Origin of the sequence: Lysinibacillus sp. NPDC092081 (genome assembly GCF_044755845.1) — a bacterium.
Taxonomy (GTDB): domain Bacteria; phylum Bacillota; class Bacilli; order Bacillales_A; family Planococcaceae; genus Lysinibacillus.
The window spans coordinates 129,483-146,751 of sequence record NZ_JBIVRU010000006.1; the positions used below are offsets into that span (position 1 = coordinate 129,483).

General features: G+C 40.0%; 13 protein-coding genes. All 13 read left to right on the forward strand.

The features are described 5' to 3' along the window. The first annotated feature begins 250 nt into the window (after positions 1 to 250). The 13 genes from ACIQLB_RS12005 to rpoE all read left to right on the forward strand — a co-directional run bounded on the left by ACIQLB_RS12005 (position 251) and on the right by rpoE (position 17,113). Entirely contained in the window at positions 251 to 1,216 is a 966-nt protein-coding gene (locus ACIQLB_RS12005) for an ABC transporter substrate-binding protein (RefSeq protein ID WP_400725656.1), read from the forward strand. After that, positions 1,213 to 2,214, forward strand: coding sequence for a FecCD family ABC transporter permease (locus ACIQLB_RS12010; RefSeq protein ID WP_400725659.1), 1,002 nt, complete (start codon positions 1,213 to 1,215; stop codon positions 2,212 to 2,214). Before ACIQLB_RS12005 ends, ACIQLB_RS12010 begins: the two co-directional genes overlap by 4 nt. Continuing rightward, entirely contained in the window at positions 2,211 to 3,686 is a 1,476-nt protein-coding gene (locus tag ACIQLB_RS12015) for an adenosylcobinamide amidohydrolase (protein ID WP_400725662.1), read from the forward strand. The genes ACIQLB_RS12010 and ACIQLB_RS12015 overlap by 4 nt, the downstream gene beginning before the upstream one ends. 168 nt (positions 3,687 to 3,854) lie before the next feature. Then, complete coding sequence (locus ACIQLB_RS12020) at positions 3,855 to 4,418, forward strand: cob(I)yrinic acid a,c-diamide adenosyltransferase (RefSeq protein WP_400725665.1); 564 nt, start codon at positions 3,855 to 3,857, stop codon at positions 4,416 to 4,418. A gap of 619 nt (positions 4,419 to 5,037) precedes the next feature. After that, positions 5,038 to 7,260 carry a heterodisulfide reductase-related iron-sulfur binding cluster gene (locus ACIQLB_RS12025; protein ID WP_400725668.1) on the forward strand — a complete coding sequence of 741 codons (2,223 nt, stop codon included), beginning with the start codon at positions 5,038 to 5,040 and terminating at the stop codon, positions 7,258 to 7,260. Between the two features lie 197 nt (positions 7,261 to 7,457). Beyond that, positions 7,458 to 8,663 carry an acetyl-CoA C-acetyltransferase gene (locus tag ACIQLB_RS12030; protein ID WP_400725670.1) on the forward strand — a complete coding sequence of 402 codons (1,206 nt, stop codon included), beginning with the start codon at positions 7,458 to 7,460 and terminating at the stop codon, positions 8,661 to 8,663. Continuing rightward, positions 8,663 to 9,514, forward strand: a complete 852-nt coding sequence (locus tag ACIQLB_RS12035) for a 3-hydroxybutyryl-CoA dehydrogenase (protein ID WP_400725871.1) — start codon at positions 8,663 to 8,665, stop codon at positions 9,512 to 9,514. The genes ACIQLB_RS12030 and ACIQLB_RS12035 overlap by 1 nt, the downstream gene beginning before the upstream one ends. A 69-nt stretch (positions 9,515 to 9,583) precedes the next feature. Then, positions 9,584 to 10,720 (forward strand): acyl-CoA dehydrogenase, encoded by a 1,137-nt coding sequence (locus ACIQLB_RS12040; protein ID WP_400725672.1) that lies wholly within the window; start codon positions 9,584 to 9,586, stop codon positions 10,718 to 10,720. 238 nt (positions 10,721 to 10,958) lie between these two features. Further along, a complete protein-coding gene (locus ACIQLB_RS12045) occupies positions 10,959 to 12,095 on the forward strand; it encodes an acyl-CoA dehydrogenase (protein ID WP_400725674.1) in 1,137 nt (378 codons plus the stop codon). Positions 12,096 to 12,098: 3 nt separating this feature from the next. Beyond that, positions 12,099 to 12,734, forward strand: a complete 636-nt coding sequence (locus tag ACIQLB_RS12050; RefSeq protein WP_400725677.1) for a TetR/AcrR family transcriptional regulator — start codon at positions 12,099 to 12,101, stop codon at positions 12,732 to 12,734. Between the two features lie 124 nt (positions 12,735 to 12,858). Next, positions 12,859 to 16,107, forward strand: a complete 3,249-nt coding sequence (gene icmF, locus ACIQLB_RS12055; RefSeq protein ID WP_400725680.1) for a fused isobutyryl-CoA mutase/GTPase IcmF — start codon at positions 12,859 to 12,861, stop codon at positions 16,105 to 16,107. 148 nt (positions 16,108 to 16,255) lie between these two features. After that, on the forward strand, positions 16,256 to 16,417 hold the full coding sequence (locus ACIQLB_RS12060; RefSeq protein WP_400725683.1) for a hypothetical protein: 162 nt from the start codon (positions 16,256 to 16,258) through the stop codon (positions 16,415 to 16,417). Positions 16,418 to 16,567: 150 nt separating this feature from the next. Then, positions 16,568 to 17,113, forward strand: coding sequence for a DNA-directed RNA polymerase subunit delta (rpoE, locus tag ACIQLB_RS12065; protein WP_400725686.1), 546 nt, complete (start codon positions 16,568 to 16,570; stop codon positions 17,111 to 17,113). The last annotated feature ends 156 nt before the right edge of the window (positions 17,114 to 17,269 follow it).

A 17,269-nucleotide genomic window follows, 5' to 3' on the forward strand; every position in this document is an offset into this window, starting at 1 on the left:
GATGGTGGATTTTGTATATGTTTTTTGTGCAAATTTGACCCCCTCATTGTTTATGATGAGGGGTATTTGTTTTGGAAGATGAATGTCGATAAATTTGAAAATGTGGGCGATAAATCCATAACGTTGAGGGAAGTTCGCAAGGTTGATGATAACCCCAAAATATTGGGCGATAAAAAACTAAAATGAATCGATAAATCAGAAAAACAAAGCGTTAAAAACTATATGCACTACTAGACTAAGGGGGATTCACATGAAGAAAATTTGGAAAATAGGATTATCAGCATTTTTAGCTATTGGCTTGCTTGCTGCATGTAATACAAAAGAGGCAACAAATGAAAAGCCGTCATCTTCTGAGCAACAAGAGACATCAAAAGTAGATCAAGCAACATTCCCAATGACGATAAAGGATGCTACTGGCAAGGATATTACGCTAGAAGCACCTCCTGAAAAAATTGTCTCTCTTATTCCAAGTAACACAGAAATTTTATTTAGCCTTGGCTTAAATGATGAAATAGTTGGTGTGACAGACAATGACGATTATCCAGCAGAGGCCACTAAAAAAGATAAGGTTGGTGGTATGGATTACAATATTGAAAAAATTATTGCATTATCACCAGATATCGTTCTTGCGCATGCATCGGGTATGAGTTATTCAAAAGGAGCCATTGAACAGCTTGAGGCAGCAGGTGTGAAAGTATTTGTTGTAGCGGATGCAAAAAACTTTAATGAAACTTACACAACGATTGAACAGCTTGGTCGTGCAACAGGAAAATTAGAAGAGGCTAAAAAAATAGTCGCAAACATGAAGGCAAAAGTTGAAGAAGTTGAAACAAAACTTGAGGGTGTTGAGCCAAAGAAAGTCTTTGTAGAATCTTCTGATGAGCCACAGATTTATACTGCTGGTAAAGGTACATTTATGAATGAAATGCTAGAAATGATTCATGCTGAAAATGTGGCAGCAGATGTAAATGACTGGTATCAAATGGATGCTGAACAAATTATCGCGAAAAATCCAGATGTCATTGTTGTGGCATATAATTATGTACCTGATATTTTAACGAAAATTCCAAAACGTGCAGGCTTTGAGACAATTACGGCAGTAAAAGATAAAGCCATAGTACAAGTAGATGAAAATATAACAAGTCGTCAAGGTCCTCGTTTAGCAGATGGTCTTGAGGAACTAGCGAAAGCCGTCTACCCTGAGGCGTTTAAATGAGTAAAACAATTGTAGCCTATATAACAGCAATTACGCTTCTAATCATTAGCATCTGGTGTGGCGTGGCGATAGGCTCAGTTCATATTCCACTAGAAGTAGTGTGGAATAAGGCGGCTGATGAAACAGCTGCCAATATTTTATGGAAGATTCGTTTACCTCGAGTCCTGCTGGCAGGGCTTGTGGGGGCATCACTGGCTATTGCAGGGGCAGCTTTTCAAGGCTTATTAAAAAATCCTTTAGCTGACCCTTATACGTTAGGTGTTTCCTCCGGTGCATCAGTTGGCGCAGTTATGACGATTTTCTTTAGTATTTCAATACCTGTAGTCGGCCATTTTACATTGCCAATCTTTAGTATGATTGGTGCTATATTAACGATGGTAGCTGTTATGGGCTTTGCTAGAATAGTAGACCGCTCGCTAAAAATGGAAACTCTTATTTTAACAGGGGTTATATTTAGTTCATTTCTAGGTTCCCTGATTTCATTAATGATTGCATTGTCTGGTGAGGAGCTGCGCCAAGTTATCGGATGGCTGCTCGGTTCAGTATCGATGCGTGGTTGGCCATACGTTCAGATGATTATCCCGTTTGTAATAATTGGCTCAATTATGCTTTGGACACAAAGACGCGAGTTAAATGTTCTGTTATATGGTGAAGAACGCGCGAAGCATTTAGGTGTCAATGTTAAGCGTAGTAAATATATTATTTTAGTGGGTGGATCAATGTTGACAGGAGCTGCAGTAGCGGTTTCTGGAACGATTGGCTTTGTCGGTTTAGTTGTTCCTCATATGACGAGAATGGTTTGGGGTTCCGATCATCGTCATTTATTGCCATTATCATTTTTAAATGGAGCAACTTTGCTGATTATTTGTGATTTAATAGCACGAACAATTATTATACCAAGAGAGCTACCGATTGGTGTCATTACCGCATTTATTGGGGCGCCCGTTTTTTCCTATATTTTTTATAAGCAACGTAGAGGCAAGGGGGTAAGGGCATGATTGTCGTTGAACATCTTTCTGGTGGATATGAAGATGTACCGGTCGTCCATGATATTAGTTTTTCCGTTGAAAAAGGAAAAATACTAGGGATTTTAGGGCCGAATGGTAGCGGGAAATCCACGCTGTTAAAAGTAATGAGTGGCATACTACCAGCTACTGCAGGCACTATATTAGTAGATGGTAAAAATAGTAGCTCTTACAATGCTCGTGCACTAGCAAAAAAAATGGCGGTGCTTCCGCAATTACATGCTAATGCCTTTTCAAACAGTGTACGGGAGGCAGTATCACTTGGACGGTATCCACATCAAACAGGCTTCTTTTCAAGCTGGACTGATCGTGATGAACAAGCAGTTCAAAATGCAATGATGCAAACAGGTGTGAAACGCTATGAACAGACATCGATGGAATTCTTGTCGGGCGGTGAACAACAAAGAGTTTTTGTAGCCCAAGCGCTTGCGCAAACAGCGGAAATATTACTGTTAGATGAACCAACGAACCATCTAGATATTGCTCATCAACGTCAAATTTTAGATATGGTGCGAAAGGAAGCAATTGAACGTAGTTTAACCGTTATTATGGTGCTGCATGATATGAATTTAGCTTCTCTCTATTGTGATGAATTATTACTAATGGAGGAAGGGCGGATGCGGGCATTGGGGGCGCCACATGAAGTATTAATCGCTTCGCAAATCGAAGACGTCTATCATGCCCGAGTTGCAACTTATGCACATCCAGAAATTCCAAAGCCTCAAATTACCATGATGCCAGCCTCAGTTGAACATCAGCAACGTGCTGTCATTAAAAAAGAAAATTTCACTATTACAGATCATTACATTCAGCTTCAATCAGAGTTTCCTTTAAAAACAGTGTCCTCAGCTGTCCATAATCCGGGTATCGGTTGGTATGAATGTCTGCTAAATCGCTCTGTACCAATAGATTATGTCATTAATGATGTAAAAAGAGAGGTCGCTGAATTTTTACTAAAGGAGCATTTTTCATCTACAAGTACCGTCGTCATGTTAACGGCAGTCCCAACAAATCTAGTAGCTATTAATGAATTTAAAGCTTCTTTTGGTAGCGTCCTAGTTGCTGTTACGGCTGGGGTTGGCAATGCTGTTGATGTGTCTCGTGCACATGAAAGACAAGATGATCCATATATTGGTACTATAAATACGTGGGTCATCGTTAATGGTTGTTTATCAGAAGAAGCGTTTTTCCAAGCAATGATGACAGCTAATGAGGCGAAAACAAAGGCATTGCAATCAGAAAATATTCGTGATGAGCTTAGTGGTACGATTGCAACAGGTACGGCTACAGATAGTTTATTGATTGCAGCGACACAAAAAGGGGAAGAAATGCTGTACGGTGGTCCCATTACTGATGTAGGTAAGATTATTGGTAAAGGTGTTTTTGAAACAACTGTGCAGGCAATAAAAAATTATCTTCATTCAGCAGATACACCTGCTAAATGAAGATAATGCCTCCGGCGGATGTCACGGATTTTCAAAGGAATGAATTGTGCGGGCACAATTCAAAATCCGGACGCATTGTTTATCTGTGCGAAAGCGTAGTGCTAACGTAGCGACAGCAACAATTACGCCAAGGCGAAATTGATAAAATAATTCTAGGAGATGAGAGAAATGAAACTTTACACGAAAACAGGCGATACGGGGAAAACAAGTCTTATCGGTGGACGTGTTGACAAAGATAGCTTACGCGTTGAGACATATGGTGCCATCGATGAATTAAATTCTTTTATTGGTAAGGCTGTTAGTGAACTAGATCGTGAGTTATTCAAGGATATTCTAATTGATTTAGAAACGATTCAGCATGAGCTTTTCGATGCAGGTGGCGACCTTGCTAACGTCATGAAGGAACGCCATTATAAGCTGACAGAGCAGCCAATTGAGGTGTTGGAATCTCGTATTGATGCATTGTCAGAAGAAGCGCCACCATTACAGCGCTTTATTTTACCAGGTGGTGCACCAGCAGCTGCAACTTTACACATAGGTCGCACAGTAGCACGTCGAGCAGAGCGTCAAATGGTAACGCTTATGAAGGAAATCGAAGACGTACCGACAATTGTACAAAAATATTTAAACCGTCTATCCGATTATTTATTTGCAGCAGCACGTGTTGTTAATTTTAGATTGAATGTCGCGGATGTTGAATATATTCGAAGTGGCAATGTCTTTAAAAAATAGCCTTTTATTTATATATACAAATTACGCTCATGAGCAAAACGTGGGGTTGATTTCCGTTCCGGCTGGGCGCTTTGTTGCTGCCGCTACGTTAGCACTACGCTTTCGCACAGAGCAAAGCTTCCTGGGGGCGTCCGATTAGCCGCTTGGGCCAACACGAAGTTGGTCACGAAGGCGTTATCACAGGACGTGATGCTTTTAGCCTTCGTTCCCCTATCGCTGATCCCCGAGGAGTCGCCTAGCCTCTACTCCAATCAACCTATATACATGGCATAGGTTTTAATAAATGTCATCCTAAACTGAAAAAGTCGATTTGTCATCAATAAACATGATGCAAATCGACTTTTTGAGTATCTAAATACAACAAAAGGAGATAAATTTATAATATATAAAAATAAATTTCTTCAATTTTTTAGTACGCTCTTTAAAATTCAGGGTGGCTTTTTTTCTTGTAAAATGTAAGAATATAAAATTATCAGAAATATTTCCGTTTTATGTTGACTGAATGCTCACTCATTTATTAGAATAGGAGTATAATGATGGAATGACGCACATTTACGTATGAGCTAGCAAATTTATCACAAAGAGAGAAACTTACGACAAACTAAAGGGGGGACCAACCATGAGTCCATTAGTAATTGCAAACATTGTTCTAACAGTCGTGGTTGTGCTTTATGCAGTAGGATTGTTCTTCTATCTGTTAAAAACACGCTATAAATTTGTGCAATTGGGGAAAAAGGTTGAGTTTGATGAAAGTGTTAAAGAGCGAGTTCGATATCTTATGGTTAATGTACTTGGCCAAAACAAGCTATTAAAAGATCCAAAGAGTGGTTTAATTCACGTCATGTTCTTCTATGGATTTTTGATGGTGCAGCTAGGGGCCATTGATTTAATTTGGAAGGGGTTAGCACCTGGATCACATTTGCCACTAGGCATTTTCTACAGTATGTTTACATTCTTCCAAGAGCTTGTGGTATTAATGATTTTAGTGGCGGTTGTGTGGGCATTTTACCGTCGTTATGTAGAAAAGTTAGTACGTCTAAAACGAGGCTGGAAAAATGGTCTTGTCTTAATTTTCATTGGCGGGTTAATGGTATCTACATTGCTTGCAAATGGTATGGGAATAATTTGGCATGGTGAAGGACTAACTTATACAGAGCCAGTTGCTTCTGGCATTGCTGCTATTTTTAGTTTCTTACCAGCATCAGCAGCGGCTGTTGTTTTCTATATAATGTGGTGGGCGCACTTATTAACTCTTTTGACATTCTTAGTGTATGTACCACAATCGAAGCACTTCCACTTGATTGTAAGCCCGATTAATGTGTACATGAACCGTTTAGATCGTACAGGTACGCTAACACCGATCGACTTTGAAGCATTAGAAAATGCTGAAGATGAAGAGGATATTCCGGCAATAGGTGTTGGACGTATCCAAGACTTTACACAAAAACAAATGCTAGATTTATATTCTTGTGTAGAGTGCGGACGCTGTACCAATATGTGTCCAGCATCAGGAACAGGGAAAATGCTATCACCAATGGATTTAATCGTGAAGCTACGAGATCATTTAACATTTACAGGTGCTGTTGTGACAAAGCAAAAGCCTTGGGTCCCTTATCAATTCTTTGCTAATACAAAGGGCAATCAGCTAGCGATGGCAGCTGGAGCCGAGGGGGCAGTCATTGAAGATATCTACAACCCTTCTTTAATCGGCGATGTCATTACAGAAGAAGAGATTTGGGCATGTACAACTTGTCGTAACTGTGAGGATCAATGTCCTGTTATGAACGAGCACGTAGATAAAATTATTGATTTACGTCGTTACTTAACAATGACTGAAGGAAAAGTAAACCCTGATGCACAACGCGCGATGACAAATATCGAGCGTCAAGGCAATCCATGGGGCTTAAACCGTAAAGAAAAAGAAAATTGGCGTGACTTAGATCCAACAATTCATATTCCAACAGTGAAAGAGCTGAAAAAATCAGGCGAAGAAATGGAATATTTATTCTGGGTAGGTTCAATGGGTGCATTTGATAACCGCTCGCAAAAAATTGCATTAGCTTTCTGTCGTTTATTAAACGAGGCAGGCGTGAAGTTTGCGATTTTAGGAAATAAAGAGAAAAACTCAGGGGACACTCCTCGTCGTTTAGGAAATGAATTCTTATTCCAAGAGCTGGCAACAGCAAATATTGATGAATTTGAGAAAAATGACGTGAAGAAAATCGTTACGATCGACCCTCACGCTTATAATATCTTTAAAAATGAATACCAAGACTTTGGCTGGGAGGGCGAGGTCTACCACCATACTGAACTATTGAATCAATTGATTGATGAAAATCGTCTAGCGTTAAACTACGAAGTTCATGAAACGATTGTTTTCCACGATTCTTGTTATTTAGGGCGTTATAACGATGTTTATGATGCACCACGCGAGATATTACGTGGTATCCCAGGTGTTAAGCTTGTGGAAATGGAGCGTAATCGTGAGATGGCAATGTGCTGTGGTGCAGGTGGCGGTTTAATGTGGATGGAAGAGCATGTCGGCAACCGTATTAACGTAGCACGAACAGAGCAAGCTTTAGCAACTAATGCGTCAGTTATTTCTTCTGGATGTCCTTACTGCTTAACAATGCTTGAGGATGGTACAAAGGCAAAAGAGGTTGAGGATTCAATCGGTACATTCGATGTTGCAGAACTATTAGAGCGTTCTGTATTTGGTGAAAAAGTGAAAGCTGTCGAGGAGTCTGTTGAAGAAGCAGCGGATGTAATGGTTGAAGAAGTAGTAGCTGCGGTGGATAGTGTCGAACAAGACGAGAATATAGAAATTAACGCAGAAAAATGATGGTTATTGCAGAAATATTTTAGTTATCTGAAAAATATAAATTGCACAATAAATAATTGTTTTGTAGAATAAGATTAAATGGAGATGGGAGTTCAATTATAACTCCCATTTTTCATAGCAAGAGGTCGAGCGAGCGTTCAGTCAACGAGGATGCTCTAATACTTCTTCTGGAACGTAAAACAAAAGGGGTGTTTTACTTGAATAGAGCTGTAATTTTAGCAGGAGCAAGAACTGCATTTGGTAAGTTTGGAGGTTCACTATCAGCATTAAACGCAAGTGATTTAGGGGCAATCGCCATAAAAGGGGCACTTGAGAAAGCGAATATTTCGCCTAATGAAGTGGATGAAGTAATTTTAGGCTCCGTTTTACAAGGGGGACAGGGCCAAATTCCTTCAAGGCAGGCTGCTATAAAAGCAAATTTACCAATGGCAGTAAAGACAGAAACAATCAATAAAGTTTGTGCGTCTGGGATGCGCGCAGTAACACTGGCAGATCAGCTAATTCGATTAGGGGACGAAGAAGTAATTATCGCTGGTGGTATGGAGTCCATGTCCAATGCACCGTATTACCTACAAAATGGTCGAACAGGCTTACGCATGGGCGATTCAACAATGGTAGATGGCATGCTATATGATGGCTTAACTTGTGCCTTTGATAAGGCAAGGCCACATATGGGAACCTACGGCAATGCAACAGCGAAAGAATATTCGTTAAGCCGTGAGGAGCAGGACGCATGGTCTGTTCGCAGTCATGAACGTGCACTTGTAGCAATCGACAAAGGTTACTTTGCTGAAGAAATCGTGCCTGTGGAAATTCCACAACGTAAGGGAGAACCGCTTCAAGTCGATACAGATGAGGCACCAAGAGCTGGTACGTCAATGGAGGTACTTGCCAAACTCAAACCAGCCTTTGACAAGGACGGAACGATTACAGCAGGTAATGCTCCTGGCGTTAACGATGGTGCATGTGCCTTAGTAGTAATGAGTGAGGAACGTGCAGCGCGTGAAGGCAGAGAGCCACTTGCAGTTATTATCGGCCATGAAGAGCTTGCTATTGAACCAGAGAACTTCCCGCAAACACCAGGACTTGTCATTAACAAATTACTGAAAAAGACAGGGAAATCATTAGCTGACATTGATTTGATCGAAATCAATGAAGCCTTTGCAGCAGTAGCTCTTGTCAGTAAGCAGCTGGCAGATTTAGATGCTGAAAAGGTCAATGTTAACGGTGGTGCAGTTGCACTAGGTCATCCAATCGGAGCGTCTGGAGCACGCATTATTTTAACACTTGCGCATGAATTAAAACGTCGTGGCGGTGGTATCGGAATTGCTGCAATCTGCTCAGGTGGAGGGCAAGGCGATGCGATTATGATTGAAGTACCGAAAACAGGGGGACACGAATGATGGGAATTCAAAAAGTGATGGTTATTGGTGCTGGACAAATGGGCTCCGGCATTGCACAAGTTTGTGCACAAGCTGGTTATGATGTCAAACTGAACGACATGAAGCAAGAATTTTTCGAACGCGGTTTAGGAGTCATTACGAAAAACTTGACACGTGATGTCGAAAAGGGTCGTAAAACTGAGGATGAGAAGGCGGCTATTTTAGGTCGTATTAGTATGTCACTAGATTTACAGGATGCTAGTGACGTAGATATTATCATCGAGGCAGCTGTGGAAAATATGGAAGTGAAGCAATCCATCTTTAAGCAAATTGACCAGATTGCACCGGCACATGCCATTTTAGCTACGAATACATCATCTTTACCAATTACGGAAATTGCAGCTGTAACAAATCGTCCAGAGCAAGTGATTGGTATGCACTTTATGAATCCTGTACCTGTTATGAAGCTTGTAGAAATTATTAGAGGGTTAGCAACAAGTGATGAAGTCTACAAATCGGTTGAAGACATGACAGTGAAATTATCGAAAACTCCAGTGGAAGTAAATGACTTCCCAGGCTTTATTTCGAATCGTATTTTATTACCAATGATTAATGAAGCGATCTACGCATTGTATGAGGGTGTAGCATCGAAAGAAGCTATTGATGATGTGATGAAGCTCGGCATGAATCATCCGATGGGTCCGTTGACATTAGCAGACTTTATTGGTCTTGATACATGTCTATCCATCATGGAGATCTTACATGAGGGCTTAGGGGATAGTAAATATAGACCTTGTCCATTGCTTCGTAAATATGTGGCAGCAGGCTGGCTAGGCAAAAAATCTGGAAGAGGCTTTTACGTTTATGAATAATCCTATGGGGATGGGACGATTCAAACGAAATGAAATGCTACGGGACAACGTACAGGGGTGACATTATAGATGCATTTACAATTTACAGATGAACAAATAATGATGCGTGATATGGTTCGTAATTTTGCTCAGGATAAAATTGAACCGTGGGTAGAACGTATGGAGGCAGGAGAGTTTCCACGCGAACTCCTTGCACAAATGGGAGAATTAGGTTTAATGGGGATCACGACGCCTGAGGAATTAGGTGGCTCAGCGATGGATTTTACATCGTACATAATTGCTATCAATGAACTATCGAAGGTTAGTGCAGTAATGGGTGTTATTTTATCTGTGCATACTTCAGTGGGAACAAATCCCATTATTTATTTCGGCAACGATGAACAGAAGAAACGTTATGTTCCAAAGCTTGCTGCAGGTGAATATTTAGGGGCATTTTGTTTAACAGAGCCTAGCGCTGGTTCTGATGCCGGCTCTTTACAATCCAAAGCAGTGCGAGATGGAGATGACTATATCATCAACGGCTCCAAGGTGTTTATTACAAACGGTGGAGAAGCAGATGTTTATATTGTCTTTGCCTCAACGAATCCTGCTGAAAAAACACGCGGTATTTCAGCATTTATTGTTGAAAAAGGAACACCGGGCTTAATCATAGGTAAAGATGAACATAAAATGGGCTTACACGGCTCACGTACACTTCAACTAACATTCGACAACTGTCGCATTCCAGCCATGAACCTTCTTGGGGAGGAAGGGGAAGGCTTTAAAATTGCAATGGCCAACTTAGATGTTGGACGTATTGGAATCGCAGCACAAGCTTTAGGCATTGCTGAGGCAGCGCTAGAAGCAGCTACTGCTTATGCCAAAGAGCGCGTTCAATTTGGAAAGCCTATTGCAGCACAACAAGGGGTTGGCTTCAAGCTTGCTGATATGGCGACTGCCGTAGAATCAGCAAAATTACTAGTCTATCGTGCAGCGGATTTACGCACAAAAGGGTTGCCATGCGGGGCTGAGGCCTCGATGGCGAAACTGTTTGCCTCTCGTACAGCAGTGCAAACAACGATAGAAGCTATACAAATTTTTGGTGGCTATGGCTATACAAAAGACTATCCAGTAGAGCGTTATTTCCGAGATGCAAAAGTGACAGAAATATATGAGGGTACAAGTGAAATTCAAAAGCTAGTCATTAGTAAACATTTACTTAAATAAGGTCTGATGTTATGTTGCAAAGTTGATTTTTAACGGATGATGTTGATTGCTAAAAAATCGCTCCGGTAATCTGAATAAATGATCAGGTCTAGCAATAAAACGCTCGGGTTATCCGGAGAACCGCTCAGGTAACCAAGAGATTTGCTCAGTTTCCCGAGGCATACCGCAGAAATATGATCAAATATAGAAATCAACAATATAGCACTAACAGAGTCTAACAAAAAAGGGGAAATGGACAATGAACTTTCAATTATCAGAAGAGCATGAGCAATTACGCGAAATGATTCGTGATTTTGCTATTAATGAAGTAGCACCAACAGCAGCGGAACGTGACGAAAACGAAGAGTTTGACCGTGCAATTTTCGATAAAATGGCGGAGCTAGGCTTAACGGGTATTCCATGGCCAGAAGAATACGGCGGTGCAGGCTTTGATTATCTTGCGTATGTCATTGCTGTAGAAGAATTATCACGTGTATGTGCGTCAACAGGGGTTACTTTATCAGCACATACTTCGCTTGCTGGTTGGCCGATTTATAAATTCGGTAATGAAGAACAAAAACAAAAATATCTTCGTCCAATGGCAGAAGGTAAACGTATCGGTGCATATGGCTTAACAGAGCCAGGATCAGGCTCTGATGCTGGTGGCATGAGAACATATGCAAAACGTGATGGCGATGATTATATTTTAAACGGCTCGAAAATTTTCATTACCAATGGTGGAGTAGCAGATACATATGTTGTATTTGCAGTAACAGATCCAGAAGCTAAACATGGCACAACTGCTTTTATCGTTGAAGCTAGCTTTGAAGGTTTCTCGGTAGGGAAGAAGGAGAAAAAACTAGGAATTCGTTCATCTCCTACAACTGAAATTATTTTTGATAACTGTCGCGTTCCGAAAGAAAACATGCTTGGAGCTGAGGGAGAAGGCTTCAAAATTGCGATGACAACACTTGATGGAGGACGTAATGGTATTGCGGCACAAGCTGTAGGGATTGCACAAGGAGCTTTGGATGCAGCGGTTGAATACGGTAAAGAGCGTGTGCAATTTGGTAAACCGATTACTGCCAACCAAGGGGTATCCTTTAAACTAGCGGATATGGCAACTCAAATTGAAGCATCTCGACTGCTTACATACCAAGCGGCTTGGTTGGAATCAAATGGTCTACCGTATGGTAAGGCATCTGCAATGGCAAAATTAATGGCTGGCGATACTGCGATGAATGTAACGACTGAGGCGGTTCAAGTGTTTGGTGGATATGGATATACGAAAGATTATCCAGTTGAGCGCTTCATGCGTGATGCAAAAATCACACAAATTTACGAAGGTACACAAGAGATTCAACGACTTGTTATCTCTCGAATGTTGACAAAATAACGTATGACAGAAAGAGATAAAAGACCCCAAGTACAGTCAACGGTTAAAGATGAAAATCTCATCGCCATTCGTCGAGAACAAATGATAGAGGGAGCCATTAAATTATTTAGAGAAAAAGGTTTTCATCGTGCTACGACGAGAGAAATCGCAAAAGCTGCAGGCTTTAGTATCGGAACATTATATGAATATATTCGTACTAAGGAAGACGTCCTTTACCTTGTATGTGATAGTATTTATCACCATGCGATGGAGCGACTTTCAAGTTATGAGATTAAGGCAGGAACTATAGAAGAGTTAAAGGAAATGATTCGAGAGTATTTCTTGCAAATTGATAGTATGGTTGATGAGCTGACAATCATGTATCAGGAAACTAAATCATTGTCAAAAGAAGCACAGCGTTATGTATTTAGTAAAGAGTTTGAAATGGTTGGTACGTTTGAGCGATTACTACAACGCTGTGTGCAGTCAGGTGAAATAACAATGACCGATAAACAAATTCATTTGGCAGCAAATAACTTAGTCGTTTCTGGACAAAGCTGGGCATTCCGTAAATGGGCGCTCCATCGTCAGCACTCTATTGACGAATTTATTGAAATGCAAATAACATTGTTTATTTCAGGCATAAAGGGGTTCGAATAAGTTTTTGTAAAGGGGTTGTCGGTAATTGCATAATGCGACATTGCAATTACCGATTTTTTTTTTATGAATTATGTTTCATAACACAAAGGTGTAATTGATTAAGGGGAGAAAGTGGGGATTTCATATGACAAAGGTAGAAGTATATCGTCCAAAAAATCACGTACGTTTTGTAACAGCATCGAGTCTTTTTGATGGACATGATGCTTCGGTTAACATTATGCGACGTATTTTACAATCAAGCGGTGTAGAGGTAATCCATTTAGGACATAACCGCTCCGTGGAAGAAGTCGTAAATGCTGCGATACAAGAGGATGCTCAAGGCATTGCGATATCTTCTTATCAAGGCGGGCATATGGAATACTTTAAATATATGTATGATTTGCTGCGTGAAAAAGGGGCGCCACATATTAAAATTTATGGTGGCGGCGGTGGTGTTATTTTACCACGCGAAATTAAAGAGCTACATGCTTACGGGATTGCTGGGATTTTCTCGCCAGAGGATGGGCGTGTTTTAGGATTACAAGGGATGATTAATCAGAAAATTAAAGGAACCGATTTCCCCACTGCTACAGGTAGCTATCAAGAAAAGCTTGATGCTCTAACGACAGAAACACCAGAAATTTTAGCGAATTTAATAACTGCTGCTGAGTCGAATGATGATGAAGAAACGAAAATGATGCTAGAAGAAGCTCGTAAACGCTCAAAAGGAGCACCTGTATTAGGTATTACAGGAACTGGTGGTGCGGGTAAATCTTCCTTAACGGATGAATTAATTCGTCGTTTCCTAAAGGAATTTCCGGATAAACGCGTAGCTATCCTTTCTGTCGATCCGACAAAGCAAAAAACAGGTGGGGCTTTACTTGGTGACCGAATTCGTATGAATGCGATTTTCAATAATCGAGTATATATGCGTAGTTTAGCAACCCGTGGATCTCGTACAGAGCTTACTGCTTCAATTGGGGATGTGCTAGATGTAGCGCGTGTAGCGGGCTATGATTTAATCATTGTAGAAACAAGTGGTATTGGTCAAGGTGATGCCGAGATTACAAAACACACTGATTTATCCATGTACGTTATGACAAGTGAGTTTGGTGCTCCAACTCAGCTTGAAAAAATTGACATGATTGATTTTGCGGATGTTATTGCCATTAATAAATTTGAACGTAAAGGCTCTGAAGATGCGCTACGTCAAGTACAAAAGCAATATCAACGTTCACGAGAGCTTTGGGATGAATCACTTGATAATATGCCTGTGTACGGTACGATTGCCAGTCAATTTAATGATAAAGGAACGAATGCTTTATTTGCTGCATTAGTAAATATCATTAATACGAAGACAGGAAGTAATTGGGAAACAGGCTATGAGCAATTTGCGAAAACCCAAAAGCAAGATGTTATCATTCCAAACGACCGTCGTTATTATTTACGAGAACTTACAGATACTGTGCGTGGCTATCATAAAAAATCAGAGCAACAGGTGGAATTTGCTCGCCGTCTATTCCAATTAGAGGGAGCTATTACAGCGATTAAGGAAAAAGCGCCAAATGATGCACTTGTTGAATCACTTACTTCTTTAGCAGAAGGTTTCAGAGATGAATTAACGGCTGAGTCTAAACGTATATTAGATAATTGGCATGCTTTAAAAGAAGCGTATGCTGGAGACGAATTTGTCACGAAAGTTCGTGATAAGGAAATTCGAACAATTTTAAAGACAACAAGCCTTTCTGGTACAAAAATACCTAAAGTTGCTTTGCCGAAATTCGTAGATTATGGTGAAATTTTACGCTGGGTTTATAAAGAAAATGTACCTGGTGAATTCCCGTATACAGCAGGGGTATTCCAATTTAAGCGTGAAGGGGAAGATCCGAAGCGACAATTTGCTGGCGAAGGAACGCCTGAGCGTACAAATAAACGATTCCATTATTTATCGAAGGATGATGATGCAAAACGTTTATCAACAGCATTTGATTCGGTAACGCTATACGGTGAGGATCCAGATTACCGACCAGATATTTATGGAAAGGTTGGAGAGTCAGGAGTATCCATTTGTACACTAGAGGATATGAAAAAGCTTTATGCAGGTTTTGATTTATGTGCACCATCAACTTCAGTGTCGATGACAATTAACGGTCCGGCACCGGTTATTTTGGCGATGTTCATGAATACGGCTATTGATCAACAAGTGAAACTACGTGAGAAAGAACTTGGCCGACCTTTGACAATTGAAGAATTTACGGAGACACGAGAGAAAACTTTACAGGTAGTACGTGGAACCGTGCAAGCAGATATTTTAAAAGAAGATCAAGGGCAAAATACATGTATTTTCTCAACAGAGTTTGCGTTACGAATGATGGGAGATATTCAGCAATACTTTATCGATCATAAAGTTCGTAATTATTACTCCGTATCTATTTCTGGTTATCATATTGCAGAAGCTGGAGCGAACCCAATATCTCAGTTGGCCTTTACATTAGCAAATGGCTTCACGTATGTGGAATATTATTTAAGTCGAGGAATGAATATAGACGACTTTGCGCCAAATCTATCATTCTTCTTCTCTAACGGACTAGATCCAGAGTATACAGTTATTGGTCGTGTAGCCCGTCGTATTTGTGCAGTTGTCATGCGTGATAAGTACGGTGCTAATGAACGAGCACAAAAATTAAAATATCATATCCAAACATCTGGACGCAGTTTGCATGCACAAGAGATTGATTTTAATGATATCCGCACAACGTTACAGGCGTTAATGGCCTTACAGGATAACTGTAATTCATTGCATACAAATGCATATGATGAGGCAATTACAACGCCTACGGAAGAATCTGTACGTCGTGCAATGGCCATTCAAATGATTATTACGAAGGAACATGGCTTAGCGAAAAACGAAAATCCATTACAAGGAGCGTTTATCGTAGAAGAGTTAACAGACCTTGTAGAAGAAGCTGTACTAGAAGAGTTTGATCGTATCAATGATCGTGGTGGCGTGCTAGGTGCAATGGAAACGCAATATCAACGTGGTAAGATTCAAGAGGAATCCATGTACTACGAGATGCTAAAGCATTCTGGTGAGTTACCAATCATTGGTGTAAACACATACTTAAATCCGAATCCTCCTTCAGAAGATGACATTAACAATATGGAAATTGCGCGTGCATCTACGGAAGAAAAAGAGACACAAATTCACAATTTACAAGCCTTCTGGAAGCAACATGAAGGAGAGAACGAAGCGGCTCTTGCTCGTTTACAACAAGTAGCTGTGAACAACGGTAATATTTTCGCGGAGCTTATGGAAACCGTAAAAGTCGCTAGCTTAGGGCAAATCACAAATGCTTTATATGAGGTAGGCGGACAATATCGTCGTAATATGTAATTCTAAGCGTGCATATCTTCTCGTTGTATAACATTTATTCTATTTTGTACAAAATGTTTGTGTAGTTTTAAGTGTCTAGTCTTAGGATTAGGCACTTCTTTTTATTTCCGTTATAATAGAAATGTAAAAAAAAGGGGAGGCGCAATAGATGATGAAATCTGCTATTAACTACATCATTATTTTAGCTTTGGTGGTAGGAGTTTATTTCCTGTATGATAAGCAATTTGGCGCTGTTCCTTTACTAATATTATCTGTCTATTTGTTTTACTTAGGGATAAAAAAAATGCGTGATATAAAAAACAGTAATTGAAGCTAGCAAAGAGGATAAAACTTTGTATATAATGGGTATTATGCTTATGATATGGAAAGTTACTTTTGTGCGGCCTTTTTTGCTGCGCTCCGAAAATAAAGCTATATGAATTTAAAACGTCCATTGTGATGAAGGAAAGGAAGTGCACGAATGAATTTTCGTGAAATGACAAAAGAACAATTAACGGAAGAATCGTTAATTAACTTAGCTTATGCAATTTTAAATGAAAAACGTGCCTCAGTGTCTTTAAATGACTTATTAACAATTATTCAAGAGCTTGTGGGCTATAGTGATGAAGAAATTAAAGCTCGCCTACTACAATTTTACACAGATTTAAATGTAGATGGCCGCTTCTTATTTAATCAGGAAACAGGCTGGGGCTTACGTGAATGGTATAAAGTTGAACAGATTGAAGAAGAAACAGCTCCTTCTGTTAAAACTCATAAGAAAAAATCTAAAGCTGCTGTTGAGGATGAAGATGATTTAGATGAAGATTTAGAAGAGGAAGACATTGACTTTGATGAAGATTATGAAGAATTCGTTGAAGAAGATGATCTAGATGAAGAAGAAGAAGAAGATGCTGCTAAAGAAGATATCGACTTTGAGGATGAGGATATAGAAGACATCGATGAGGAAATCGACGAAGACTTTATCGATGATGATGAAGAGGTTGAAGAAGAAGAGGATGAAATCTAAGATAATTACTCTTTGAAATTTTCTTTCTTTTATCCTTGTAGTAAAAAATCTTGACTTCTATCGCGGTTACGTTTAATCTTTTACTTGGGCTCCTTAATTAAAGGAGAAAGACCGTGTATATAATACGCTCCCCCTGCAAACCTATGCAGGAGGGGC

Coding starts and splice junctions, on each gene's coding strand:
- ACIQLB_RS12005 (WP_400725656.1), top strand. CDS start 251: ATGAAGAAAATTTGGAAAATAGGATTATCAGCATTTTTAGCTATTGGC.
- ACIQLB_RS12010 (WP_400725659.1), top strand. CDS start 1,213: ATGAGTAAAACAATTGTAGCCTATATAACAGCAATTACGCTTCTAATC.
- ACIQLB_RS12015 (WP_400725662.1), top strand. CDS start 2,211: ATGATTGTCGTTGAACATCTTTCTGGTGGATATGAAGATGTACCGGTC.
- ACIQLB_RS12020 (WP_400725665.1), top strand. CDS start 3,855: ATGAAACTTTACACGAAAACAGGCGATACGGGGAAAACAAGTCTTATC.
- ACIQLB_RS12025 (WP_400725668.1), top strand. CDS start 5,038: ATGAGTCCATTAGTAATTGCAAACATTGTTCTAACAGTCGTGGTTGTG.
- ACIQLB_RS12035 (WP_400725871.1), top strand. CDS start 8,663: ATGGGAATTCAAAAAGTGATGGTTATTGGTGCTGGACAAATGGGCTCC.
- ACIQLB_RS12040 (WP_400725672.1), top strand. CDS start 9,584: ATGCATTTACAATTTACAGATGAACAAATAATGATGCGTGATATGGTT.
- ACIQLB_RS12045 (WP_400725674.1), top strand. CDS start 10,959: ATGAACTTTCAATTATCAGAAGAGCATGAGCAATTACGCGAAATGATT.
- ACIQLB_RS12050 (WP_400725677.1), top strand. CDS start 12,099: ATGACAGAAAGAGATAAAAGACCCCAAGTACAGTCAACGGTTAAAGAT.
- icmF (WP_400725680.1), top strand. CDS start 12,859: ATGACAAAGGTAGAAGTATATCGTCCAAAAAATCACGTACGTTTTGTA.
- ACIQLB_RS12060 (WP_400725683.1), top strand. CDS start 16,256: ATGATGAAATCTGCTATTAACTACATCATTATTTTAGCTTTGGTGGTA.
- rpoE (WP_400725686.1), top strand. CDS start 16,568: ATGAATTTTCGTGAAATGACAAAAGAACAATTAACGGAAGAATCGTTA.